The organism is Flavobacterium sp. MEB061 (assembly GCF_000834715.1).
GTDB lineage: Bacteria > Bacteroidota > Bacteroidia > Flavobacteriales > Flavobacteriaceae > Flavobacterium > Flavobacterium pectinovorum.
In genome coordinates this window covers 257,948-282,900 of record NZ_JXQR01000040.1, presented here as the reverse complement: position 1 = coordinate 282,900, position 24,953 = coordinate 257,948, and the positions used below count along the sequence as shown (strand labels likewise).

The window sequence follows — 24,953 nt, the reverse complement described above, 5'->3', positions numbered from 1 at the left end:
TTAAATTAATTTTTAATTTCTATTGATGTAACGCTTAAGCTATTATATCTGTCTTTTACTTTTTCTTTTAAATAGTTGTATTCTAATTGTAACAGATCATTTTTCAGGTAATCTTCCGAAGGCAGGCGATAAATAGCATCCAGAATCCTCGATTTAATTTCAGAAACATCTTCGCAATTTTCGATTAGCAAACCATTCACACCATGATTTATAACTTCGGCGGTTGCGCCACCCGGATTTGACTGAATGGGATAAACTTCCATGCAAATGGCTTCGAGTAAAGTATTCGGAATTCCGTCTGAATTACTATTCCCAATGTAGATTTTAGATTTCCCCATAAGCTCTATCACTTCCTGATGCGAAATTTTTCCTATTATTTGAAAATTTGACCAATCTTTTAGTATAGACTTTTTGGCATAATCTAAAGTTTCTTTATCCGAACCAAAAACAACTATCGAATAATCAGAAAGTTCGTTTTTAAGGAATTCCATTGCTTTTAAAACTGAAATTGCCCTACCCGATCTTCCTTGAAAACCTTTTAGCAGAATAACATTTCGTTGGCCGAGAGGCAATTTAAATTGTTCCATATGAGCCAAATCAAATCCGCCTCCGCCAGGAAAAACACCAAGAAAATCACCCGAAAAACCATATTTTTTTGCTATTTCATAATCTCTTTTGCAATCTGTAAACAAGTAATTGACTCTTGGCAAAACCCGTTTGATATCTTTTAGATACTTTTTATCATTTTGAAAATAAAACAAATCACTTCCCCAGGAAGAATATATCCATTTTTGATTTGATTTTTTTTCCATTACAGAAATAATGGGAGTACATGACAGATATAAAGCAAAACTATGAACAACATCGGGCTTAATTTCATTTAAATATTGTTCAAAAACCGATGCCGTTTTGTATTCATTAAAATGCTGAAGAAACTGATAGACTTTTGGAAATTTTTTCTTTACAAACAATCTTCCGGGGTAATTCCATTTTAATTTCCAGCCTACTTTTTGAGATACCCAATTTAGCCTTTCAGACTTTTCACTCATTCCGGTAATGTCAAACCAATATACTTCATGTCCAGAATCCTGAAGCTGACTTGTCCATCTAAAAAAATGGAGTGATGGAATTGAAACCATGAGTATCTTCATTATCGAAAATAAATTTTAAGGGTAATTAGATTTTTATTTTGGTCGAATGAATATTGGTATGGCACATTCCTGTAATGCATTACAATTTCCTGTAAAATCATATTATTTACACTTTTCATCGGTAAAAATTTCAGATACTTTTTTCCTAAAATTCTTTTTGCAAATTGTTTTCTCTTATTGCTGTCAGATGTGTCATTGACTATTATTGAAACGACTTTATTCTCAAAATTATCAAATTGTGCTAATAATGCATTTACTTTTGACGTTTCTGGTTCGATCTCAATTGTAAAATCCGGCTGATCTGATAATTTAGAATATTCTTTTTCTTCCGGTAAAACTCCCCACTGCTGCTTAATATTTGCTTTTGTCTGTTTGCTGGTTTGAGAAGTCTGAATATAGGAGTGGTTTATTCTTTCCAATTCAAAATGATAGGAATCTGTGCTTAAATTAGTTCGGTATGTTTTTGGATGCCATTGGTGTTTTAACAGAATCTCTTTTTCAAAAAAATCAATTTCAATTCCAAGATTATGTAGTCGAATATGAACATCAGTATCTTCGGCGCCCCAGCCATGATAAAACTCATTGTAACCATTTATTTCTTTTAACAATTGAGTTGGATACAAGGTCATTCCGGTAGCTTCTTTTCTTGAAGTAAAATCTACCGTTGCATTATGAAAATCTCTTTGAAGTGCAGTTTCTTTTTGACTTAAAAAACCAACTTGAAAGTAGGTTGCTTTATCTTTATTTTTAAGTTCATGCAATTTATTTATAAAATCAGGGTGAAAAAGCATGTCGATATCTCCAACAAAAAAATAAGGTGTATTGCATTTTTTCAATACAATATTTATGGCTCTGCATTTATTCCATAACTGCCCGGAAACCGGAGAAATTATAGATTTGATTTTAGGATATTTTGCGATCAATTGTTTTAAATCATCGACATAATTTTGGTCTGATCCATAATCTACAAAAAACAATTCGAAATCGTCATTTGATTGCTCTGCGAGAGAATCAAAACAATTCTTTACAGTCTGTAAATCACGGTTACGATTGGTTAGAACTATTGTTATCATTGTAGTAAATCATTTAATTGTTTTTCTGAAAGCCCTTTTCTTTTTAAGATATATCTGCAAAGCACTGGATATCTAAGAAACTTTTTAAAAACTTTTTCAGTAAAAAAATAATAAAATGGTCTGTCACTTAATACTTTTAAGGTTTCAATATTTTGAGTTTTTTTGACTTCTTCTTTTAACCCAGTATGCTTTTCAGTCATCCAGTCTTCTAAAACATTTCCTAAATGGTACGCATAATTACCATAAGTCGCCAAACGATATCCTCCTAATTTGAGAACCGGGAGATCTGTGTACAAATGCTCACTATCACCACCTAATTTATAGATCGTATTATCTTTAGGCATTTTAGAAAAAACTTCTCTTTTATAGGTACATACAAAATGAGAGCTTCCTAAAACTGCAATAGTTTCTTCTTTACTTTTTAAAGTTGCAATAACATCTTTATACTTGAGACCAAGCCATGGCCATCCTATGCTATTAGCAAACAATGTCATGCTTTCCGGATCTTTTACCGGACGAAATTTTAATCGTGATGAAAATAAATTATCAAACCAGATATTGTATGTTAATCTAAAATGGGTTCTAAAAACAGGAACAGGACTTACCGATCCCGCTTTGGGAAAAGCATTAAAAACATCTAAAACTTCTTTTTCCCAATCATTATCAAATAAAACATCGGCATCTGTAATTGTAACCAAACGTTCTTCGGCTGTACGCAATGCTTTTAAAATACTGTTTACTTTGCCAATACTTTCTTTTTCAATTATTAGTTCATCAATGTACTTTTCTTCTTGTAACTGAAATAATTTAGCATTTACGCTACTGCAAGAACCATTGCTTATTACAGATATTTTTATATTTGAAATTGAAGTTTTATGAATTGAAGTCAGACAATAGGTAAAGATGGTAAAAGCATCTTTATAATAATCTTCTTCATTTGGTATATACAAAGGAATTATTATTCGGTGATTTGAATCCGAAACCGGTAATAAAATATCTTTTGAAATATTTTTTCCTTTTCTCATTATACGGTCATTACTTTTTCTATTTCTTCTAAGTATCTTGCATTAATATTTTTTTTTGAAAAACGTGAAGTGTATCTGTCTCTAATTTCAATTGATAATTTTTCAGCCTGATCTGCATCAATACTTTTGATTTTCATCATTTCTTCAGATAAATCTTCTACTGTATTATTAAACCAGGAGATATTAATTCCTTTGAATCGCTCCTCCATGGCACCGGTTTTTGCTGACAAAATTAATCTTGCGCTTGCCATAGCTTCAATACCTGTCAAAGGACCAGTTTCAAAATCGTAATGCGAAATAATAATACAATCTGCCTGTTTAAAAAAATCAGCTGTTTTATGATTCAGTATAAATCCTGTAAAAACAACATTGTCATTGTTTTTCGCTAGTTTTTTCAGATTATTATATTCAGATCCTTCACCAATAATAATTAATTTATCATTGTCAGAAACCTTTAAAAAAGCTTTTATAACGATATCAATGTTTTTTTCTTTTTCTAAACGTGCGATGGTCAAAAATGTTTTCACTTTATTTTTTACTACCGGAATTTTCAGCAATTCTTCTTCATTAAAAGCACATTGATCAATTACTGTATAGTTATGGGTATTTATTTTAAGACCATTTGCATTGTTTACAGAATGATGAATAAACAAATCAACATAATTTAAATAATCATAATTCTGATAATTTAAAATTTTACCTGTTGTTCTAAAAACAAATTTGATTTTATTATGATGACAAATTTCTATAACTTCTTTTACATAATTCGATGATAACTGACCAAAAAAAACAACCAAATTATATTTAGGGATCAGGGTATTTAAAACCTCTAAAGCTTTACCATCATAACTATAATGCTTTTTTGCCCATTCGTTATTGGCATAATCTGAAACTGATCCTTTACAATTGTTCTTTAAATAACTAATAAACGCCAGAAATCTAATTATCCCGAAGTTTTTAAATACTTTACTTTTTAAAGAAAAAGCGGAAAGACTTTTACTAAAATCTAAAACCTGAGTATTTTTTGAAATAGTCACAGTAGAACATACCTCAACTTGATATTTTGATGACAATACATTAGAAACAAAGCCTACTTCTAACTCTCTTCCTCCAAAATCCGTAATTGGGCCTATTATAAGTATTTTTGATTTCAATTTCTCTTATTTAAGTAACATTCTTTTTAGATCTAAAACCAAGTTAAAGCCAAGTTTAGATTTAAATCCAAAAATTGTTGTTTTATAAAGTATAAACAAAATTCGATATCTGTTTACAACTTTAGAATAACGAATTAGATTTAGATATGCTTTATACAAATAAAGATTTACCTCGAATATATTTAGTGCGTTCAAGTTCTGGTAAATCAATTCCCAACTCATTAAAAGTTTATCTAATTCTGATTTTTTAAACAAAGAACTTGTATTTTCATCATGAATTCTATATCCTGCATAAGTTTCAGAAACCATTATTATTTCAGGATTTTCTTTCAATATGCCTGATAAAAAAACAGCATCATCATTCGGACTGTCTATCCATTGGATATTGCCAATTGAAACTTTAGGAATTAACCACGATACCGTGGCAATAAAACCGCCATTAACTGATAATTTTCGAATTAATTTTCGGGCATCAATTTTCTCTTCTTCAAATATGTTATTATATGGAAAATTATAACTTTCATTTAATTCATTTTTAAACTTTTTCCATTTTGTAATAGAAATTGCTTCTTTACTGTTTGCATTTTCCAACAGTGAAACTTGGGTTTCAATTTTTTCTAAAAATAACAAATCGTCATAGTCTAAAAATTGAATATACTTTCCTTTCGCCACTAATAAAGCTTCATTTCTCGCATTGTGTCGACCGGGCTTTGTTTTTAAATAAATAAGTCTTGGATCATTTATATTTAAAAAATCTTTGCAAGCTTCGATTTCCAATTCTCCATTGCAAGCTATAAGCACTTCACTATCGCTATATGATTGCGATAGCGCACTTTCTACACAACTTTTAAAGTAATCTATAGTTTTATGAACGGGAATTATTATTGAGACTAACATTATTTAATATAAATCATTCTTATTATTAAAAATTGTAAAACCAAAAAAAGTATTACAAAAGACATCAATAACGAATTTCTTGCTTTTAAGTTTTCGCCTATAATCGTTTCTGGTTTGTTCTAAATCATTATTTAGTTCTATAGATGAGCCTAATTGGTTTACAAAAAAATCAGCGTGCTTGATGTTTAGGTAATTATGCAAATACTTTTCTTTATCAGAGTCCAGGCTTTTTATCATTGAACTGGATTTTATTCTATAATAAAACCCATGATAATCAAGACGTTTTACATTTCCGCCATTCTTTAATATTGAAATCCAAAATTCCCAATCTTCAAGTCCGTAAATCATATTTGTATCATATCCTCCCATCAATTCCCATTCCTTTTTTTTATATAATGCAGTACAAAAAATCATACTTTTTTTACTTAGATTATATAATGAAAATGGCTTCAATATCCAATCTCCAACCTCATCACCAAATTTTTCTGCTTTACAGTAAACTACTTTTAATGAAGAATCCTTTTGAAATTCGTATAACGCTAATCTTAAATAATCGTTTCCAATTTTATCATCTGCATCTAAAGGCAAAATAAATTCTCCTTCGGCGACAGTTATCCCTGCATTTCTCGCACTACTTAGTCCGCCGTTAATTTTACTTACATATTTAAAACGGAAATCCTTATCTAACCATTTCTGTGCAATTTCATTGATATTATCGCTACTTCCATCATTTACTATAATACATTCCCAATTCTCATAGGTTTGATTCAGCACTGAATTGAGCGCTTCGTCCAGATATTGAGCCTGATTATAACAGGGAACTATTATGGAAATCTTATACATTCAATAAATAAATTAAAGATCTCTTAGTAATCTTTGTTGGTAACATGAGATTTAAAAATAAATAAATAAAACTTATTTTAGACTTTGATAAATATTTTGTGTTCCTTTTAATCCAAATAGCCATTTCTGATTTTGTAAAAAGATTTCTTTTATAAATAAGTTTAAACCTTAATTTTAATTCCTCTTCAATATCTTTTTTATAATTTGGAAAAAGTTGTAACAAATCAAAAAAAGCATTTGGGATTTTGTTTAAAGCTAATTTATCAGCTGATGTTGCTGAACTTTCATGAACTCTATATTTTGCTAATATATGGTCTGAAGAATAAAACACACAATTAGACATAAGTAATTTTAGCCACAGATGATAATCTTCTACGTTCTGAATATCTAAAATTTCAGAAAACCCTCCAACATTAATTACCTTTTCTTTTTTTACTAAGACGGTCAAGATTGGAATTCTATTTTCCTTTAAAAATAATTTTAAAGAAGTTTTATCATAAAAAACTGAGGTAGGAATGTTCATTTTTTTAGAAATATCAAATACTTCATTATCATTAAAAAAATAAGAATCTGCAAAAACTAAGTCTGCACTTCTTTTTTGTATCTCTAAAATCTGAACATCTAATTTTTCAGGTAGCCATATATCATCTGCATCAAGAAATGCAAGATATATTCCATTTGATTTTGAAATACCAAAATTCCTAGCTTTTCCTTGTCTACCATTTTTCTGATATATATATTTTATTCTTTTGTCCTTTAATGATGCTTCTTTTACAATTTCTTCAGTTTTGTCATTTGAACCATCATTAATTATAATTAATTCCCAATTATTATATGTTTGATAAATAACCGAGTTTATTGCATCCATAATGTAACTTTCAGCATTATATGCTGGCATTATTACTGAAATTAATGCTTTATCTTCCATTAAATAATTTTATCTTATAATCTCTTAGTTTAAAAGCTAACCTTAATATCTTACTATTTTTAATTGTGGTTAGCAAACTAAAATAATTATTTTCTGTCTCAAATAAATAATGAGGAATCGTATTATCCCAAACTTTCTTCATTTCAATTTTATATTCTTCCATTCGCAAACTACTAATACCTGTTAGGTCATATTTAACAATAGGGAATAGTATAGGAAAAAATGTTTTTCCATTTATGTATAATTTTAAATAATAATGATAATCAGCTGCTAATTTATACTCTTCATTATATCCATGAAAATTTTGCAATGTCTCCAATAAAAAGAAGCAAGCTTGATGATTGATTACCATATATTGCAAATAAGATAATCGTAATTTAGATGGATAAATTACCGTTTTTTCTTTTAATATATCATCGATTTTAATTTGACCATAAAAAACATCTGCTTTATTGTTAATAATTATATCACTACATAACTTCAATGAATTTAATGAAAGAAAGCAGTCCCCACTATTCATAAATGAAATATATTTTCCACTAGCAATCTTAATTCCTTTATTCATAGCATTATAAATACCTGAATCATTCTCGCTTATCCAATAATCAATTTTATTCTTTTTACTTTCAATGTATACTGCACTACCATCGGTCGATCCTCCATCGATAATTATATACTCAAAATCCTGCCAGGTCTGATTGATAACACTTTCAATTGTCTTTTTTAGACCTTCAAGGTTATTATAGTTAATAGTTATAATTGATATTAGTGCCATTTCAAATAAATTTATTTAAAAACTCATCTACTTCAAAAAAGTATTTCTCCACTAAACTCAGATCTGTTTTTTCAAAATCCCACCATTTAATTTTTAAAAGTTGATCAATCTTAGCATCATCAAATCTATATTTAATGATTCTAATAGGATTACCTACAGCTATTGCGTATGCAGGAATATCTTTAGAAACTAATGCTCCGGCACCTATAACAGCACCGTCACCAATTTTTACACCATCGAGGATAGTGACATTCATTCCTATAAAAACATCGTTACCAATAGTAATATTTTTCGTCTCTTCAATTTTATCAACTTCACTTAATGTAATACCATTTTGTTTTTGTGTTGAGTAAAACATTGGATGTGTTGATAAGCCGTTAGTTGGATGTATTCCCCAGCCAGAAAGTAAATTTGGGCCTATTGAACAAAATTTGCCAATTGTAGTATTATTAAGAATCACATTCTCTGCAATATATGTGTATTCTCCAACATTTGAATTCACAAGCTTGTAAGGTGTATATAACTTAACATTCTTATCTAAAATACTATTGTGAATCTGTTCTTTTTCTTTTAAATCTATATTATTAAAGAGTAATTTATAAATATTTGAATTAACTCCATAGACAGCTATTATAGTTTTTTTTATAACAAAATCTAAAAAGGAAATAATTTTATTTTTAATTACTTTTTTCATTTACCTCTATTTAATTTTCCCCACAAAAACAATTCTGTTTTCTTCTAATTGTTCTTCAATTAGCAAACTAAAAGACTTTATAAATTCATCTCTAAACCATTCAATAGTGTACCATTCAGGCAATTCTTGTTTTATTTTTGTTTCAATACTCCATAACCCTAAAGGCATAAATTCTACTATCACATATTTATTTGAAAACATAATAAGTCTTTCAAAAATTGCAGCTAAAGAAAATTTACCAGTTAATATTAAATGATGCGTTACAGCCAAAGAAACTGCCAAATCAGACTTTAGTCTTTTAGAAGTTCCTAATAAATCAGGTGTAAACATGAAATTTAATAAAAGAGGCGTGACATTATTAATATTTAACTTCTTACTATTTAAATATGCCTCATTTATAGCATTTTCGTCATAATCAACTAAAACAATTCTTTTTAAATCCATTTCCTTAGACAACAAAAAAGAAAAATAACCCTCATTACCTGCTAAATCGATTACTGTTTCGATGTCTTTCAATTCATTGATAATTTCTAATAATCTTTTAAATCTATAGGAGTAATTAACATTTTCAATCTCATTGTAAAATTTACCATGATAACCTTTCCATTGACTATCTATGATAGATTTTGAAAGTAAATCTATATTGTTCTTTATTTCCTTTTTTGGAAAGTTATCCGTTAGTCTATTTACTTTTAGATCATATCTAAAAAGCTTATTTTTCTTATTAAAAATAATTTTTAATAGCTTGTTTGCAGCTTTTACAAAAAAGCTGATAATAGAAATATTTCTTTTTGATGAAAACAATATATTTTTTCTAAAAGAAAAAATGTATCTATCGACTAATAGCAATTTATACAATCCCGATTCTTCTATATTTTGAGAAGGAATTGTGAACATTCTATGAAAATTACTCTCTAATAATTTTCTAACAATCAAAAGTTCATTTTTACTCCAAAATAATAACGGGATAAAAAACGAATTTAAAAATTCTTCGTAAGCAATCCAGTGATTTTTAGATCTAATCACATCTATACTTCCAATATCTACAAAAACAGGTTTATTGTTATTAAATAAGACATTTAGGGTATGTGCATCCTTTAATTCATAACCATATTTATTGCAAATATCATTAATTTCCAACACCATTAAAGCAGCATCCTTAAACATTTGAAATGTCCATTCATGTTGTAAACTTTCAACTAACCGTTCATGTTCTAAAATAAGTTGTTTGCTTTCCGGGAATTCGTCTGATACAAAGGTTTGAGGTATTAGCTCTCTTTTGATTAACTCTTTAAACATATCTGAGTTAAGCAATTCCAAACAAATGCTTTCTTTTTCTTTTGATATCTGTCTGAAAACTCTATTATTATAAAAAAAAACTCTGCCAAAATCATCTATCATTGACTTATGAGAGTATTGAATATTATCCATTTTATTTATTTTAACTGTGACCACTTATGTTTATAATATACTCTTGATAATTCTGAATCTTGTAAATTTTTACCAGTATTAAAATAATCTGCGTTTTCTATAGTAAACTCAAAAGCGTTCGTTAAATAATCGATTAAAACATTGTCGTTGAAAACTGCTATATTTAAATAATAATTATCAGGTTTAATATTTAAAGATTCCTCCAATTCACAAGAGATTTCTGCTTCGTCTTTATCAAGGGAAATAGCAAAATTTAACAAATTGGAATCAAATCTTAAATATCCTTCATCCATGAAATTATATATTCCAATAACAATTCTTATATTTTTTAAGCTGTTTTGTTTAAGCTGTTTTAACAATAAATTAATTGTAATCTTTTCTCCAAGAAAAAAGGTGTTCTTCTTGTCACCATTTGAAATCAGATTTAGACCTGAAACTCTATATTCTCCTGTTCCTTTTCTATTAAAATCTAAAAGTTTAGTGCTTATTTTTTGCGTTAAAGTTTGGTACTTTTTTAAACTATCATCAATTCCTCCTTTAAAAACTACTTTCCCATGTTCCATGACAATGCCCTTTGTGCATAAACTTTTTACAGCAGCCATATTGTGACTAACAAATAATACGGTCCTCCCTTCACCTCTGGAAATGTCCTGCATTTTACCAATAGCCTTTTTCTGAAATTCAGCATCACCCACTGCTAAAACTTCATCTATAACTAAAATTTCAGGTTCTAAAAATGCTGCTACGGCAAATGCCAAACGAACTGTCATACCGCTACTATATCTTTTTACAGGAGTATCTATATAACGTTCACAACCAGAGAATTCGATAATTTCATCTATTTTTGAAGTGATTTCCTTTTTGGTCATTCCTAAAATAGCGCCATTCAAATAGATATTTTCACGTCCAGTCATTTCACCATGAAAACCAGTTCCTACTTCAAGGAGCGAAGCAATACGACCGCGAGATTTTATACTTCCCGTGGTTGGAGCCGTGACTTTTGACAATATCTTTAAAAGAGTTGATTTTCCGGCACCATTCTTCCCTATAATCCCTAAAACATCTCCTCGCTCAACTTCAAAATTAATATCCTGCAAAGCCCATACATAGTCGGATTCTCCTTTTGTCGAACGGTCGTTAGTGTCTCCAATTTTTAAATATGGATTTTCTTTTCCTCTAACCTGATGCCACCATCTGTTTAAGTCATGACTTAATGTACCTGTTCCTACTTGTCCTAAACGATATTGTTTAGAGATATTTTCTGCTTTTAAAATAATATCTTTTTCCAATTATAATATATTATTAATTGTAAATTTTAAATTTATTGTCCTAATCAAAAACTAGCTTTAAACTGTATCTATAAAGCTCTTTTCAGTTTTATTAAAAACTAAAAGACCAATAAAAAATACTGCAATTGTAAGCACCAAAGTATAAAGTAATCCCGGAATTGAAATTTCACCAACATCTAAAAGCATATAGCGAGCGGTTTCAATGATATATGCTAAAGGATTATATTCAACAAGCCATCCGTATTTTGGTAATTTATCTTTTATCAATTCCATTGGGTACATTACTGCAGATAAATACATCAATAACTGTATTCCAAAACCAACTAGATAACTGAAATCTCTATATTTTGTAACCATTGATGATATTAGCATTCCTAATCCTAACCCAAGAATTCCCATAATGATGATCAGAACAGGGAAAAATAAAACAAGACCATTTAAACTCAGGTCAGTTCCTATGAGGTAGTAATAACAATAGAAAGCTATAAAAATAAGAAATTGAATTCCGAATTTGATTAAATTAGAAATTACAACTGATAAAGGAGTTATAATTCTTGGAAAATAAACTTTTCCGAATATTCCCGCATTAGACTTGAAAGTATCAGAAGTTCCGTTAAGGCAGGCTGTAAAATAATTCCATACGGTAATCCCGGCTAAATTGAATAAAAAAGGAGGTACTGTACCCGTATTTATACCAGCGACATTATTAAAAATTATAGTAAAAGTTACCGAAGTGAATAAAGGCTGAATTAAGTACCAAAGCGGTCCTAAAACGGTTTGTTTGTATACTGTAATTACATCACGTTTTACAAATAAGAAAAGTAAATCACGATATTGCCAAACCTCTTTAAGATTGAGTGAGAAAAATTTGTTTTTTGGTGTTATTTCAAAGAGCCAATCATTTGAAACATTATTATTTTTCATTTTATTTTGATTACAATTTGGAGTGCAATAATAGGCATTTAAAAATTATAAAAAAGTTTTTTTTAGTCCCTTAAAAATTATAATTAAAAATCGATTCAGCTCAATAAAATTAACAAGATTTTTACTTAACTACAAAATGTATAAAAAGCAAAAAAGGCGTTTTATTAAAACACCTTTTTAAATATTTGATTTAGAATTTCTCGTATGTACTAAGCAAATTATTTGTCTAAAACTTCGAAAGCTGAATTCATACTTTTAAATTCCGGAACTATTTTTTTCATTTTAGATACAATGTCATCATTATCATAAAAATCAGCAATTCCTATAAGTTCATCGACTTCAGTATGCAGGTTTTCATATTCATCCTGTATCTCCTGTGCAATCATGATTTTATTATGATAAGTCGGTAAAGTCTTAGATGTATCGTTTAATAATTCTTCGTATAATTTTTCACCTGGTCGTAAACCAACAATTTTTATTTTTATTTCCTTATCAGGAATAAAACCTGCCAGCTTAATCATTTTCTTCGCCAAATCTATTATTTTGACTGGTTTACCCATATCAAAAATATAAATTTCGCCTCCGTTACCCATTGCTCCGGCTTCTAAAACTAATTGACAAGCTTCCGGAATTGTCATAAAATATCGTATGATATCCTGATGTGTAATTGTTACTGGTCCACCTTCTGCAATTTGTTTGGTAAACAAAGGAACAACTGATCCATTTGATCCCAGAACATTTCCAAAACGAGTAGTAATAAATTTTGTTGCACCTTCTACATTCTCATTTTGGTTTTTCAAAAATAGAGATTGTACATATTTTTCAGCAATTCGTTTGCTGGCCCCCATCACATTGCTGGGATTAACAGCTTTATCTGTTGAAACCATCACAAACTTCTTCACAAAGTACTTACATGCTAAATCAGCTAAATTCTTAGTCCCTTTAATATTTGTTAATATTGCCTGTGAAGGATTTTCTTCCATCAATGGCACATGTTTATAAGCAGCAGCATGAAAAACAACATGCGGGCTATGAGTTTTAAAAACTTTTTCCAATGCTTTCTTACTTCTTACATCCGCAATTACAGCAATAATTTTTGTTTCAGAATTCATCCCCAAAGTTTCCAAACATAAATTATGAAGTGGAGTTTCAGCATGATCTAAAATAATTACTTTTTTAGGATTAAATCCAAGCACTTGTCTTACTATCTCGCTTCCTATTGATCCGGCTGCACCTGTGATAAGAATTGTTTTGTCTTTTAATTGCTTTGAAATTGATTTACTATCCAGGACTATCGGCTTTCTTTCTAATAAATCTTCAATCTGAATATTTTTTACCTTTTGAGAAATTTCTTTTTGATTTTCCCAGTCAGAAATCAAAGGAACTGTATAAACTCTATAATTAAATTCTAAACATTGATCAACAATAATTAACTGTTCATCTTTAGTTAAACTTTTATCAGCTATAATTACACCTTCTGCAGCAACGGAACGCATTAAGGCTGGTAATTTTTTTCTTAAAATCAAAATTGGCAAATCCAACATTCTCTTGGATGCATTTTGATTGTTCTTATCAACAAAACCAACTATTTTAAAACGAGAAGGCGTTTCAAACTTTAATGCATTCGCTACCGAAATAGCATTAGCATCTGTGCCATAAATAACTGTTCTAATTAATTTAGTACTCGTTTTCTCTGAAAAATATAATTCAAAAGTCTGTTTTACAATTACACGATATAAAAACAATCCGCAAAAAGACAGAACTAAATTAATAAAGAGAGCGGTATTTAAAAAAGCTTTATGTCCTGCGTATAATTCGAAAACCAGATTAAAAAAAAGAAAGAACACCAAAACTGACATTTGAGAAAACAGCAGCTTAATAGCATCTATATAAGAGGAATGTCTAATAATTCCCGAATAGGTTCTAAACAACCAGAAGAAAAATATATTTACAAAAATTAAACTCCCAACAAAATAGAAATGATGTGATGTAACAATATATCCTAACGCTGTTCCTTCAAACAACATGTATGTAAATGTGAACGAAAAAACCAGCACCATTACATCTATAGCAATAATAATCCACCTGGGTAAATAGCTCAGGTTATTAATATTTGCCCTTAAATTTCTCGGTGATAGGAAATTATGAAACAAAGTCCTTATTTTAGCTTGCTCTTCTGTATTCAATTTGGGTTCTGTTTAATTTTGTAAACTTCGTATTACATACAAAAGTACAAATTAAAGGTTTCAAAAAATTGTTTCTCTAACAGAAATTAAACTTTAACAACTTTTTTCTTTTGTTTTAAAAAATCAATTAAATAAGATCCGTATCCAGATTTCACTAAAGGCAATGCAAGTTCCTCTAACTGAGTATCATTTATAAAGCCCTGTCTCCATGCAATTTCTTCGATACAGCCTACTTTTAATCCTTGTCTTTCTTCAAGAACCTGAACAAATTGTCCTGCTTGCATTAAACTATTAAAAGTTCCCGTGTCTAACCATGCCGTCCCTCTGCTCAAAATACCAACTTTTAAAGCTTCTCTTTCTAAATAAACTTTATTTACATCGGTAATTTCATACTCACCTCTGGCGCTTGGCTTAATATTTTTAGCAATTTCAACAACTGAATTATCATAAAAATATAATCCCGGAACTGCATAACTGGATTTTGGTTCTTCTGGTTTTTCTTCGATAGAAATCGCTTTATAATTCTCATCAAATTCAACCACTCCATAGCGCTCAGGATCCGAAACATGATAAGCAAAAACTACTCCTCCATTTGGTTTTGTATTTGACTTTAATAGTTCCTGCATGTTGGAACCAAAAAATATATTATCACCAAGTATTAACGCTACATCATCTTTACCGATAAATTCTTCTCCAATTACAAAAGCCTGAGCTAGCCCATTAGGAATTGCTTGTTCTGCATAACTAAATTTACAGCCCAAACTAGAACCATCCCCTAATAATTTTTTAAAATTTGGCAAATCATGTGGAGTAGAAATAATTAATATTTCATTGATCCCAGACATCATCAACGTTGATAAGGGATAATAAATCATTGGTTTATCATAAACAGGCATCATTTGTTTGCTCATTGCTAATGTTAAAGGATGTAAACGCGTGCCTGAACCTCCGGCCAATATAATTCCTTTCATATATCTTTTATTTTACATTTTGGATTAGACTTTCTTCCAATGCTAAAACATTAAAATTAATCATCTTTAATCTATATAAACATTTTTCTTAAGCTATCTTTATAATTGGGAATATTAAAATTATAAATAGCTTTAATTTTTTTCTTATCTAACAATGAAAACTCGGGTCTTTTTGCAGGAGTTGGATATGAAGATGATGGAATTCCACCAACATTACAGTTATAACCTCCAAATTCTTTTATGCTCAACGCAAACTCGTACCAACTTATTTCTCCTTCGTTTGAATAATTGTAAATACCCGGAACCCAGTTTGAAGATTCCAAGATATCAATCATCGCCTGAGCCAAATCTGCAGCATAAGTTGGCGAACCAATTTGGTCATTAACGACATTAATTGATTCTCTGTCCTGCATTAATCTTTGCATTGTCTTAACAAAATTATTGCCAAACTTACTATACACCCAAGAAGTTCTAATAATAATTGAATCAGGGCAATTATTTAAACATGCTATTTCACCAGCCAACTTACTTTCTCCATAAACATTTATGGGGTTGGTGGTTGCTTCTTCATTTAATGCAATAGCTGAAGATCCATCAAAAACATAATCTGTTGAAATATGGATTAATTTTATATTATTCTCCGAAGCATATTTGGCTATTAATTCAACAGCTAAATTATTAATTGTAAATGCTAATTCTTTTTCAGTCTCTGCTTTATCAACCGCTGTATAAGCACCACAATTTAAAATTATATTAGGTTGAATACTCTCTAATTGTGTATTCAAAAGTTCGAGGTTATCTAGTGTGACTTTCGTTCTGTCTGCAAATATCCATTGATAATTTGGATAATTCATGGATAAAACATTGAGTTCAGATCCTAATTGTCCATTTGCTCCTGTTACAAGAATTTTTTTCATTAAAATAAACTATTACAATTTTCGATAAAAGGAAGTATCTGGTCTTTTTCAGAAACTATTGCATCTTCTAAATTCATACCCCAATCGATATTAAGCGATGGATCATCGTATTTAATTCCACCTTCAGATGGTTTATTATAAAATTGATCACATTTATACATTACAGAAGCTGTTTCGCTAATAACCGAAAAACCGTGTGCAAATCCTTGAGGAACTAGTAATTGTTTTTTGTTTTCTGCTGATAATAAAACACTAAAAGCTTTTCCGTAAGTAGGAGAATCTTTTCTTAAATCTACTGCGACATCAATTATTTCACCTTCTAAAACACGAACCAATTTTGTTTGTGCAAAAGGTGGATTTTGATAATGCAAACCTCTTAAAGTACCTTTTTTTGAAAAGGACTGATTGTCCTGAACAAATTCAATATTAATTCCTAAATCTTCAAATTTAGTTTTGCTATACGATTCAAAAAAATAACCTCTTTCATCACCAAAAACGGTTGGTTCTATAACAACTAAATCTTTTATCGATGTTTCTTCAATTTTCATATTAAAAATGTAATTCTTATTTCTATTTAATAATCAAAAAAGGTTTTGATAACTTCTTCAATTCTAATTTTATCCTCTTTTGATAAATTTGACCCGGAAGGCAGGCAAAGACCTCTTGAAAATAAGCCCTCAGCAATTTTATTACCGTAATAAGGATATTTCATAAAAACAGGTTGTAGGTGCATTGGTTTCCAAAGTGGCCGGGTTTCAATATTTGCTTTTTCAAAAGCCAATCTTAAAGTTTCGCTATTTATATTTTTCTCCAAAATTGGCTCAACCAAAATCGCATTTAACCAATAGTTTGAAAAATAATCTTCATTTAATACTTCGAAAAGAGTTACATTTTTAATACTATCAAAAAGATCATTATAAAAAAAATGGGTTGCTCTTCTTGTTGAAATATTATTGTCAAGTACTTTAATTTGTCCCAATCCAATACCTGCACAAACATTGCTCATTCTATAATTATAGCCAATTTCACTATGCTGATAATGCACAGCAACATCTTTTGACTGAGTTGCGTAAAAAATCGCTTTTTCCTTTGATTCTTTTGAATTTGAAATTAATGCGCCTCCACTTGAAGTTGTAATAATTTTATTTCCATTAAATGAAAGAATCCCAAATGCCCCAAAAGTTCCACATTTTTCACCTTTATAAGAGCTTCCAAGTGCTTCCGCACTATCTTCAATTATAGGAATGTTATATCGGTCTGCAATAGCATGTATTTCTTCAACTTTATACGGATTTCCATATAAATGAACAGTAATTATTGCTTTGGGTTTCTTTCCTTTCTTGATTCTATCTTTTATAGCAATTTCAAGAAATTCCGGGCTAATATTCCAAGTATCAGGTTCACTATCGACAAAAACAGGAATTGCTCCCTGATACAAAATAGGATTGGCTGATGCCGAAAACGTCAAAGTCTGACAAATAACCTCATCTCCCGCTTTTACTCCTAATAAAATTAAAGCCAAATGTATGGCAGAGGTTCCTGAGTTTAAAGCTGTAATGAATGATCCATCGGAAAAATAATTTTGCAATTTATTTTCAAAATCATCAACATTTGGCCCGCCAGAAGTAAGCCAATTTGTTTCTAGTGCCTTTTGAATATATTCTTGCTCAAAACCACTTTGTTGTGACAGTGATAAATAAATTCGTTTATTTTCCATTTATTTTCCAATAATCTGAATCATAACGGACATCATCATCTCTGACATTTGACAAAGGTAAGGTTGAAAATGACATTAATTTTGCATTAGATTCTAAAGATTCTATTGCGTTTGCATAACCAGCCGGTATATGAACAATTTTACTTTCTGAATCAGAAACAAATATTGTTTCTATAACTAAATCTTTTGAAGGATTTTCCCAATTATCAATTTTTACAAAATGAATTTTAAAAGATCCGCTTAAGCAATAGAAATTCTTAGCATCTAACTTATGGCCTTGCCAAGCGCGAATTGGATTTTCATCTGAATTACTAATAATATAAAACCTCTCGATATCTTTAAAACTAAAATCATTTACAAATGAAATAGTTCCCCGATGATCTGAAAAATTTCCGCCCTGAATTATTTTAGGAATCATATATTAACTTTCAAATTATTTTTATTTAATAAATAAAATTTTAAAGTATATACTAAAAGCAAAGGCGTAATTATAAATACAAATAAAATTAAGTCTTGTACTTTTTGATAAAAATAGATAACCAAAACAGAAATTACTATTTGTGTCAGTGCATAATATAGTGAAACCAACCTATGCTGAATTTTATATTCGTTACTTAATACCTGATAAAGATGTAAACGATGAGCTTCGAAAATATTTTGTTTTAAATACAATCGATGTAATATAGTGCAAATAGCATCAACCCCATAAATAGCTAAAAATAAAAGCCAGATGACCGAATTTGTTATCAGAATGAGTTTTAATACTAAATAAATTATCCAAAAAGCGATTGCAATACTACCTACATCTCCAGCAAAACATTTAGCCTTTTTCCTGTAATTAAAAAACAAGAAAACTAAACTTGCAATCATTGCATATTTTATAAAATTACCATCAGTAAAAAGTTGAATCGTTGTATTTACATATAACAATGATCCCATTACAACTAATGTATATAAACCAGTAATACCATTAATTCCATCCATAAAATTGTAGGCATTAATTAGTCCTATAGCTAAAACGTACGCTATTATTACTCCACACACAGGAACGAGATTAAATAATCCTAAATCATAAAAAATTAAGGTGATCGAAATAAAATGAATAGAAATTCTAATTTTATTAGAAAGGTTTTGAATGTCATCCCAAAAACTAACTAAACTAACCAGCGTAATTCCAGTAAAGAAAAAGGAATTATTCTGAAAATGCTGTGCAAAATAAAGCAAGGCAGAGAACCAAAAAATAATTCCTCCACCTCTTAAGGTAATTTCGCTATGTGAGCTTCTTTGATTGGGTTTATCAATGATGTTAAACTTATCTGCTACTTTGAAGTATAACAGCATTAAAATCATTAAAAGAATTCCAAGTATTGTATATTCCATTATTAATGAATTATTTCCAGTTTGTATCCTTTATTTCATCGTAAACTTTTTGAATACCTTCTTCAAGAGTAGTTTTAGCTTTCCAACCAAAACTGCTTAATTTCGAAACATCCATTAATTTACGTGGAGTACCATCGGGTTTAGTTACATCTGTCAAAATATCGCCTTCAAAACCAACTATTTTTTTAACTAAAATTGCTAAATCTAAAATTGAAATATCTTCACCAATACCAATATTAACTAAACCTTCCTCGTTATAGTTTTCCATTAAAAACAGACAGGCTTCAGCAAGATCATCTGCATGTAAAAATTCTCTTTTAGGACTTCCTGTTCCCCAAATCGTTACTAAAGCATCACCATTATGTTTAGCTGTGATGAACTTTCGTAACATCGCTGGCAATACATGAGAATTCTTTAGATCATAATTATCATTTGGCCCATATAAATTAGTAGGCATAACTGAAATAAAATTACAGCCAAACTGATCTCTATAAGCATCGCACATTTTTATACCAGCTATTTTTGCAATAGCATAGGGTTCATTCGTCGGCTCCAATTCCCCTGTTAGCATATACTCTTCTTTTAATGGTTGAGGAGCTAATTTTGGATAAATGCAAGAAGAACCTAAAAACATTAATTTCTTTACATTGTTTACATATGATTGATGGATGACATTGCTTTGAATCATCAAATTTTCATAGATAAAATCTCCTCGATAAGTATTATTAGCAATAATACCACCGACTTTTGCTGCGGCTAAAAAAACATAATCTGGTTTTTCTCCTTCAAAAAAGTCAGCAACTGTCTGCTGATTTCTAAGATCAAGTTCTGAAGAAGTTTTCAAAATAAAATTCGCAAAACCTTTGGCTTTTAATTGACGTAAAATAGCTGAACCTACCATTCCGCGGTGTCCAGCTATATAAATTTTATCATTTAAATTCATTATTCTTATTTATATTCAAAAATAAAATTATTCTGATTTATGCAAATCAACAAACAATACTAGATCTTACTTCTTTTAACATCTTTTCTTTTAAAACATATTGAAGGTCAGATGCCATCATTTCTTTTACTAATCCGGCTAAATCATACTTAGGTACCCAACCTAATTGAGTTTTTGATTTAGTAGGATCTCCAATAAGCAAATCCACTTCTGTAGGGCGGAAATATTGTTGGTCAACAGCAATTATTTGTTTACCCAATTCGATTTGATAAGCGGGATTACTACAAGAAGCAACATATCCTTTTTCATCTACTCCCTCTCCTCTAAATTCGATATTGATTCCTACTTCTGCAAAAGACATCTTAACAAAATCACGTACATAAGTAGTTTCTCCCATTGCAATAACATAATCTTCTGCAACATCTTGTTGCAGTATACGCCACATTGCTTCTACATAATCTTTAGCATGTCCCCAATCACGTTGGGCATCTAAATTTCCTAAATACAAACAATCTTGCTCTCCTAAGGCAATAGCAGCTGTAGCCATCGTAATTTTACGAGTCACAAATGTTTCTCCCCTACGTGGTGATTCATGATTAAATAAAATACCATTACATGCAAACATATTATAAGCTTCTCTATAATTTTTAGTAATCCAGAAACCATAAATCTTTGCTACACCATACGGTGAACGAGGATAAAAAGAAGAATACTCATCATAAAATCCTCTTTCGTTTTTATTCTCTGCCAAACCACCGTACAATTCAGATGTTGACGCCTGATAAATACGTGTTTTCTTTTCCAAACCTAAAATACGAACTGCCTCTAAAATTCTTAATGTACCAATACCATCAACATTTGCAACATATTCCGGTGAATCAAAAGAAACTTTTACATGACTCATCGCTCCTAAATTATAAATTTCATCAGGCTGTACTTCTTGAATGATTCTAATGATATTAGTTGAATCAGTCAAATCTCCATAATGCAACTTAAAATTCACATGAGCTTCGTGTTGATCCTGATAAATATGGTCAATACGTTGCGTATTAAAAGAAGAAGCTCTTCTTTTAACTCCATGAACAATATAACCTTTCTCTAATAATAATTCTGCCAAGTAAGAACCATCCTGTCCTGTAATTCCTGTTATAAGTGCAATTTTCATTTTATTTTATTTTTTAAATGACTCAAAAGTCCTCATCAATCCAATTTCAGCTGTTACTGGTAATGATTTACCCAAGGCATTGACTATTTTTTTATTACTTACTATATAATTTTCAGTTAATTTTTGAAGACGTTCGGAATTTAATGGTAATCTTGTGTAATCTCCAATTCTCGCCAGTGATTTTATAAAAGAACAATGAATATTCAAAATTAAATTTTTCTTTCCTAAGCTTGTCCCTAACAATTCAATTAAGTCATTTGTTGACAAGGACCTATCATCTGCCAAATGATAAATTCCTGAAGGTATTTGCTTATTTTCTAACAAATTCTTGATCACAAAACAAAGGTTTTCAATACTTAAATACGAACGTTTATTTTCAAATGCACCTAACGGCCACGGTATTCCTTTTGTAACTAATTTGTATAATAAATTGAGATTTCCTTTATTTCCCGGCCCATGAATCATACAAGGTCTTAGTATATAAACTCTTTTATTCTCTGGTATTTTTTTGCTTAAAATATATTCTTCTGCCTGAAGTTTTGCAATGCCATAATGTGTTTTAGGATTAGGCTCAAACTCTTCAGTCAAAACACCTTTAACTTCATCCGCAACTGCTTTTACTGTACTCATAAATATGAAAGTGGAACATTCCGAAATTAAGAAAGAATCAAATAATTGTTTCGTTAACTCAAAATTTGCCTCATAGTAATCTAACGGTTGTGATACTTTTTTTAAATCATGTGCTTTACCTGCTAAATGAATGACCGAATCTCCCGCAAAATGAAATGTCTGATTTGGGGAATACCTAACTTTCATTAAGTTAATCTTATTTTCATCCTTTAAACTATAAATTAGATTGCTTCCGACAAATCCAGATGCGCCAGTAATAATTATTTCCATTATAGATCTTCTAAAGTTTTATCTTTAAATATTTCTCCAACTTTTTTTAATGCAATACCAACAACGTGATGCATGTCATAATATTTATAGTCAGCTAATCTTCCACCAAAAATTACATTTGATTCATTTTTTGCTAAATCTTTGTATTTTTTAAATAATTGCTCATTTTTTTCATCATTAACAGGATAATATGGTTCATCTTTTTTGGTCCATTCTTGCGAATATTCTTTTGTTATAACCGTTTTTTCTTGTGTCCCAAATTCAAAATGTTTATGTTCTATTATTCTTGTATAAGGCGTTTCCGAATCTGTATAATTTACGACCGCATTTCCTTGATAATTTTCACATTCATGCACTTCATTTACAAACTTTAAACTTCTATATTCCAAAGTTCCAAATTTGTAATCAAAATATTCATCAATCATACCCGTATAAACAATTGAGTCAGCCAAACTATTAAGATTTTCTCTATCCTCAAAATAATTCACATTGGTTCTTACATCAATTCCAGTAAGCATCTTCTCAATAATTTTAGTATAACCACCTATTGGAATACCTTGATATTTATCATTAAAATAATTATTGTCATAAGTAAATCTAACCGGCAAACGTTTAATTATGAAAGCAGGAAGTTCAGTAGCTTTTCGCCCCCATTGTTTCTCAGTATAATCTTTTATCAATTTATAATAAATATCAGAACCTACTAATGACAATGCCTGCTCTTCTAAATTTTGTGGTTCCTTTATACCAGTTAAAGCAACTTGTTCATCTATTTTTGCTTTTGCTTCCTTAGGTGTTTTAACTTTCCACAATTGATAAAAGGTATTCATATTAAAAGGAAGGTTATATAATTCTCCTTTATAATTTGCTATCGGTGAATTTGTATATCTATTAAATTCAACAAAGGAATTAACATAATCCCAAATTATCTTATTACTTGTGTGAAAAATATGTGCACCATATTTATGAACATTAATACCTTCGATGTTTTCACAAAAAATATTACCAGCAATGTGATCCCGTTTATCAATAACCAAACAACTTTTACCTCTTTTGGTCGCTTCATGAGCAAAAATAGCTCCATAAAGTCCTGCTCCAACAATTAAGAAATCATATTCCTTTTTCATTTTCTATATTTAAAATAACTAATAAATGCCCAATTGCCTAAATAATATAAACTTCTAACTAAACCTAATTTTTCTACTTTATATAAAACTTTAAAATGAGGAATAATAACTTTATTCTTTTTCCGGCTGGCAGAAGAATTAAGAATTCTATAATTTGCTATAATCTCTTTGTTACCATACGCTACCTTTACTTTCTTCATTATTTCTAACCAATACACATAATCATCGCGCAGACTTTTCATGTCCTCTCTTAAATATACCTTTCCGTAGACAGAAGTATCATATAATCCTGTCAAACAAGATATATAACAAGATTTTAAAAGATCATTGTAATTTATTTTTTCCGGAACAATAAAAGGCGTCAATATTTCCTTTGAATGTTCGTCGATTCTAGTATGAGAAGAATATACCAAAAGTGCTTTCTTTTCATTCATTAAATTAATCTGTTTTTCTAAAAAATCAGGATTCCATGTATCATCAGCGTCTAACAATGCAATATACTGCCCTTTAGCTCTTCTAATACCATTATTTCTAGCTGCTGCTGAACCTCCATTGGCTTGACTAAAAATATTTATTCGATTATCTTGAGCAGCAAATTTCTTTACTTTTTCTGGTCCCTTATCTTTTGATCCATCATCTATAACAATAATTTCCCAATTAGAGTATGTCTGATTTAAAACTGAATGTATAGTATCTCCAACAAAACGTTCCCCATTATACATTGGAGTGATAATTGACACTAATCCTTTTTCCATCTATATTTAATTAAAAATCGAGTTATTTCTCGAAACATTATTATTCTTCCTTTAATTTTCTTCAAAATACTTCTTTTACTCTTACTCATCCCCGTAACAGTAAAAGCTAATCTATGTCTTCTATATAATATCAATTGCTCATCATAAAAAAGCACTCTTCCTGTCATTTCCCCAACTAGACCAATCCATAAATCATGTCCTATTTCCTTGGTATTGGGAAACGGCAAACTTTTCTCTAATAAACTTTTTCGAAATGCCATACATGAACCATAATACGAACTCTTCATAACATTTTTTAGAATTCCTTTTCCTGATCCAAAAAACTTAAAGAATGAAGGCTCTATCAAGTTTAAATCCTCATCTACAATTTTTGAATCACTTATAACTAAATCATAATCCCCCAGAAGATTTAGCATTTTTTCATATTTTCCATCTATCCAAATATCGTCCTGATCGGATAGAAAAATAAATTCTCCCGAAGCTTCCTTAAGGCAATTTTGAAAATTCATTATAGGATCTCTAAAAGTATTATTAAGTAGCAACTTAATTCTTAAATCCTTAATTCCTTTCAAAATCTCAACAGTACCATCTGTCGAAGAATCGTCTGATATAATTAATTCATCGTCTGGTCTTATTTGATTCAAAATAGAGTCCACTTGTTCTTTCAAGAAAAGATCTCCATTGTAAGTTGTCATGCATATTGAATTC

General features: G+C 29.7%; 25 protein-coding genes. All 25 read right to left on the bottom strand.

Features of this window, described 5'->3' with window-relative positions:
* Nucleotides 1-5: 5 nt before the first annotated feature.
* Nucleotides 6-1,151 (bottom strand): glycosyltransferase family 4 protein, encoded by a 1,146-nt coding sequence (locus RT99_RS17030; RefSeq protein ID WP_042565927.1) that lies wholly within the window; start codon nucleotides 1,149-1,151, stop codon nucleotides 6-8.
* Nucleotides 1,151-2,224, bottom strand: a complete 1,074-nt coding sequence (locus RT99_RS17025) for a glycosyltransferase family 2 protein (protein ID WP_042565926.1) — start codon at nucleotides 2,222-2,224, stop codon at nucleotides 1,151-1,153. The genes RT99_RS17030 and RT99_RS17025 overlap by 1 nt, the downstream gene beginning before the upstream one ends.
* The gene (locus tag RT99_RS17020) at nucleotides 2,221-3,249 is read right to left on the bottom strand and encodes a glycosyltransferase family A protein (RefSeq protein WP_052483715.1); all 1,029 of its coding nucleotides are present in this window, start codon (nucleotides 3,247-3,249) and stop codon (nucleotides 2,221-2,223) included. Before RT99_RS17020 ends, RT99_RS17025 begins: the two co-directional genes overlap by 4 nt.
* A complete protein-coding gene (locus RT99_RS17015; RefSeq protein WP_042565925.1) occupies nucleotides 3,249-4,403 on the bottom strand; it encodes a glycosyltransferase family 4 protein in 1,155 nt (384 codons plus the stop codon). Before RT99_RS17015 ends, RT99_RS17020 begins: the two co-directional genes overlap by 1 nt.
* Before the next feature lie 6 nt (nucleotides 4,404-4,409).
* Nucleotides 4,410-5,300: a glycosyltransferase family A protein gene (locus RT99_RS17010; protein WP_042565924.1), complete on the bottom strand. Its 891-nt coding sequence runs from the start codon at nucleotides 5,298-5,300 to the stop codon at nucleotides 4,410-4,412.
* Nucleotides 5,301-5,303: 3 nt separating this feature from the next.
* The gene (locus RT99_RS17005; RefSeq protein ID WP_042565923.1) at nucleotides 5,304-6,143 is read right to left on the bottom strand and encodes a glycosyltransferase family A protein; all 840 of its coding nucleotides are present in this window, start codon (nucleotides 6,141-6,143) and stop codon (nucleotides 5,304-5,306) included.
* On the bottom strand, nucleotides 6,136-7,071 hold the full coding sequence (locus RT99_RS17000) for a glycosyltransferase family 2 protein (protein ID WP_052483714.1): 936 nt from the start codon (nucleotides 7,069-7,071) through the stop codon (nucleotides 6,136-6,138). The genes RT99_RS17005 and RT99_RS17000 overlap by 8 nt, the downstream gene beginning before the upstream one ends.
* On the bottom strand, nucleotides 7,061-7,846 hold the full coding sequence (locus tag RT99_RS16995) for a glycosyltransferase family 2 protein (protein WP_042565922.1): 786 nt from the start codon (nucleotides 7,844-7,846) through the stop codon (nucleotides 7,061-7,063). Before RT99_RS16995 ends, RT99_RS17000 begins: the two co-directional genes overlap by 11 nt.
* 1 nt (nucleotide 7,847) lies before the next feature.
* Entirely contained in the window at nucleotides 7,848-8,540 is a 693-nt protein-coding gene (locus RT99_RS25865; protein ID WP_052483713.1) for a CatB-related O-acetyltransferase, read from the bottom strand.
* A 6-nt stretch (nucleotides 8,541-8,546) separates the two neighbouring features.
* Entirely contained in the window at nucleotides 8,547-9,971 is a 1,425-nt protein-coding gene (locus tag RT99_RS16985) for a hypothetical protein (protein WP_042565921.1), read from the bottom strand.
* A gap of 5 nt (nucleotides 9,972-9,976) precedes the next feature.
* Nucleotides 9,977-11,260 (bottom strand): ABC transporter ATP-binding protein, encoded by a 1,284-nt coding sequence (locus RT99_RS16980; RefSeq protein ID WP_042565920.1) that lies wholly within the window; start codon nucleotides 11,258-11,260, stop codon nucleotides 9,977-9,979.
* A 57-nt stretch (nucleotides 11,261-11,317) separates the two neighbouring features.
* On the bottom strand, nucleotides 11,318-12,184 hold the full coding sequence (locus RT99_RS16975) for an ABC transporter permease (protein ID WP_042565919.1): 867 nt from the start codon (nucleotides 12,182-12,184) through the stop codon (nucleotides 11,318-11,320).
* Nucleotides 12,185-12,402: 218 nt separating this feature from the next.
* Nucleotides 12,403-14,370, bottom strand: coding sequence for a nucleoside-diphosphate sugar epimerase/dehydratase (locus tag RT99_RS16970; RefSeq protein WP_042565918.1), 1,968 nt, complete (start codon nucleotides 14,368-14,370; stop codon nucleotides 12,403-12,405).
* A gap of 86 nt (nucleotides 14,371-14,456) precedes the next feature.
* Entirely contained in the window at nucleotides 14,457-15,341 is an 885-nt protein-coding gene (rfbA, locus tag RT99_RS16965; RefSeq protein WP_042565917.1) for a glucose-1-phosphate thymidylyltransferase RfbA, read from the bottom strand.
* A 71-nt stretch (nucleotides 15,342-15,412) separates the two neighbouring features.
* Nucleotides 15,413-16,258, bottom strand: a complete 846-nt coding sequence (rfbD, locus tag RT99_RS16960) for a dTDP-4-dehydrorhamnose reductase (RefSeq protein ID WP_042565916.1) — start codon at nucleotides 16,256-16,258, stop codon at nucleotides 15,413-15,415.
* Nucleotides 16,258-16,806, bottom strand: coding sequence for a dTDP-4-dehydrorhamnose 3,5-epimerase (rfbC, locus tag RT99_RS16955; protein ID WP_042565915.1), 549 nt, complete (start codon nucleotides 16,804-16,806; stop codon nucleotides 16,258-16,260). The genes rfbD and rfbC overlap by 1 nt, the downstream gene beginning before the upstream one ends.
* Before the next feature lie 26 nt (nucleotides 16,807-16,832).
* Entirely contained in the window at nucleotides 16,833-17,975 is a 1,143-nt protein-coding gene (locus RT99_RS16950) for a DegT/DnrJ/EryC1/StrS aminotransferase family protein (RefSeq protein WP_042565914.1), read from the bottom strand.
* Nucleotides 17,965-18,393 (bottom strand): WxcM-like domain-containing protein, encoded by a 429-nt coding sequence (locus RT99_RS16945; protein WP_042565913.1) that lies wholly within the window; start codon nucleotides 18,391-18,393, stop codon nucleotides 17,965-17,967. The genes RT99_RS16950 and RT99_RS16945 overlap by 11 nt, the downstream gene beginning before the upstream one ends.
* Entirely contained in the window at nucleotides 18,390-19,355 is a 966-nt protein-coding gene (locus tag RT99_RS16940; RefSeq protein ID WP_042565912.1) for a glycosyltransferase family 4 protein, read from the bottom strand. The genes RT99_RS16945 and RT99_RS16940 overlap by 4 nt, the downstream gene beginning before the upstream one ends.
* Nucleotides 19,356-19,365: 10 nt before the next feature.
* Nucleotides 19,366-20,298, bottom strand: coding sequence for a GDP-L-fucose synthase (locus RT99_RS16935; protein WP_042565911.1), 933 nt, complete (start codon nucleotides 20,296-20,298; stop codon nucleotides 19,366-19,368).
* A gap of 46 nt (nucleotides 20,299-20,344) precedes the next feature.
* Nucleotides 20,345-21,463: a GDP-mannose 4,6-dehydratase gene (gene gmd, locus RT99_RS16930; protein ID WP_042565910.1), complete on the bottom strand. Its 1,119-nt coding sequence runs from the start codon at nucleotides 21,461-21,463 to the stop codon at nucleotides 20,345-20,347.
* A gap of 6 nt (nucleotides 21,464-21,469) precedes the next feature.
* Entirely contained in the window at nucleotides 21,470-22,363 is an 894-nt protein-coding gene (locus tag RT99_RS16925; RefSeq protein ID WP_207384898.1) for an NAD-dependent epimerase/dehydratase family protein, read from the bottom strand.
* The gene (glf, locus tag RT99_RS16920; RefSeq protein ID WP_042565908.1) at nucleotides 22,363-23,490 is read right to left on the bottom strand and encodes a UDP-galactopyranose mutase; all 1,128 of its coding nucleotides are present in this window, start codon (nucleotides 23,488-23,490) and stop codon (nucleotides 22,363-22,365) included. Before glf ends, RT99_RS16925 begins: the two co-directional genes overlap by 1 nt.
* The gene (locus RT99_RS16915) at nucleotides 23,487-24,245 is read right to left on the bottom strand and encodes a glycosyltransferase family 2 protein (protein WP_042565907.1); all 759 of its coding nucleotides are present in this window, start codon (nucleotides 24,243-24,245) and stop codon (nucleotides 23,487-23,489) included. Before RT99_RS16915 ends, glf begins: the two co-directional genes overlap by 4 nt.
* Nucleotides 24,230-24,940: a glycosyltransferase family 2 protein gene (locus RT99_RS16910; RefSeq protein WP_207384897.1), complete on the bottom strand. Its 711-nt coding sequence runs from the start codon at nucleotides 24,938-24,940 to the stop codon at nucleotides 24,230-24,232. Before RT99_RS16910 ends, RT99_RS16915 begins: the two co-directional genes overlap by 16 nt.
* Nucleotides 24,941-24,953: the final 13 nt, after the last annotated feature.

Coding starts and splice junctions, on each gene's coding strand:
- RT99_RS17030 (WP_042565927.1), bottom strand. CDS start 1,151: ATGAAGATACTCATGGTTTCAATTCCATCACTCCATTTTTTTAGATGG.
- RT99_RS17025 (WP_042565926.1), bottom strand. CDS start 2,224: ATGATAACAATAGTTCTAACCAATCGTAACCGTGATTTACAGACTGTA.
- RT99_RS17020 (WP_052483715.1), bottom strand. CDS start 3,249: ATGAGAAAAGGAAAAAATATTTCAAAAGATATTTTATTACCGGTTTCG.
- RT99_RS17010 (WP_042565924.1), bottom strand. CDS start 5,300: ATGTTAGTCTCAATAATAATTCCCGTTCATAAAACTATAGATTACTTT.
- RT99_RS17005 (WP_042565923.1), bottom strand. CDS start 6,143: ATGTATAAGATTTCCATAATAGTTCCCTGTTATAATCAGGCTCAATAT.
- RT99_RS17000 (WP_052483714.1), bottom strand. CDS start 7,071: ATGGAAGATAAAGCATTAATTTCAGTAATAATGCCAGCATATAATGCT.
- RT99_RS16995 (WP_042565922.1), bottom strand. CDS start 7,846: ATGGCACTAATATCAATTATAACTATTAACTATAATAACCTTGAAGGT.
- RT99_RS25865 (WP_052483713.1), bottom strand. CDS start 8,540: ATGAAAAAAGTAATTAAAAATAAAATTATTTCCTTTTTAGATTTTGTT.
- RT99_RS16985 (WP_042565921.1), bottom strand. CDS start 9,971: ATGGATAATATTCAATACTCTCATAAGTCAATGATAGATGATTTTGGC.
- RT99_RS16975 (WP_042565919.1), bottom strand. CDS start 12,184: ATGAAAAATAATAATGTTTCAAATGATTGGCTCTTTGAAATAACACCA.
- rfbA (WP_042565917.1), bottom strand. CDS start 15,341: ATGAAAGGAATTATATTGGCCGGAGGTTCAGGCACGCGTTTACATCCT.
- rfbD (WP_042565916.1), bottom strand. CDS start 16,258: ATGAAAAAAATTCTTGTAACAGGAGCAAATGGACAATTAGGATCTGAA.
- rfbC (WP_042565915.1), bottom strand. CDS start 16,806: ATGAAAATTGAAGAAACATCGATAAAAGATTTAGTTGTTATAGAACCA.
- RT99_RS16950 (WP_042565914.1), bottom strand. CDS start 17,975: ATGGAAAATAAACGAATTTATTTATCACTGTCACAACAAAGTGGTTTT.
- RT99_RS16945 (WP_042565913.1), bottom strand. CDS start 18,393: ATGATTCCTAAAATAATTCAGGGCGGAAATTTTTCAGATCATCGGGGA.
- RT99_RS16940 (WP_042565912.1), bottom strand. CDS start 19,355: ATGGAATATACAATACTTGGAATTCTTTTAATGATTTTAATGCTGTTA.
- RT99_RS16935 (WP_042565911.1), bottom strand. CDS start 20,298: ATGAATTTAAATGATAAAATTTATATAGCTGGACACCGCGGAATGGTA.
- gmd (WP_042565910.1), bottom strand. CDS start 21,463: ATGAAAATTGCACTTATAACAGGAATTACAGGACAGGATGGTTCTTAC.
- RT99_RS16925 (WP_207384898.1), bottom strand. CDS start 22,363: ATGGAAATAATTATTACTGGCGCATCTGGATTTGTCGGAAGCAATCTA.
- glf (WP_042565908.1), bottom strand. CDS start 23,490: ATGAAAAAGGAATATGATTTCTTAATTGTTGGAGCAGGACTTTATGGA.
- RT99_RS16915 (WP_042565907.1), bottom strand. CDS start 24,245: ATGGAAAAAGGATTAGTGTCAATTATCACTCCAATGTATAATGGGGAA.
- RT99_RS16910 (WP_207384897.1), bottom strand. CDS start 24,940: ATGACAACTTACAATGGAGATCTTTTCTTGAAAGAACAAGTGGACTCT.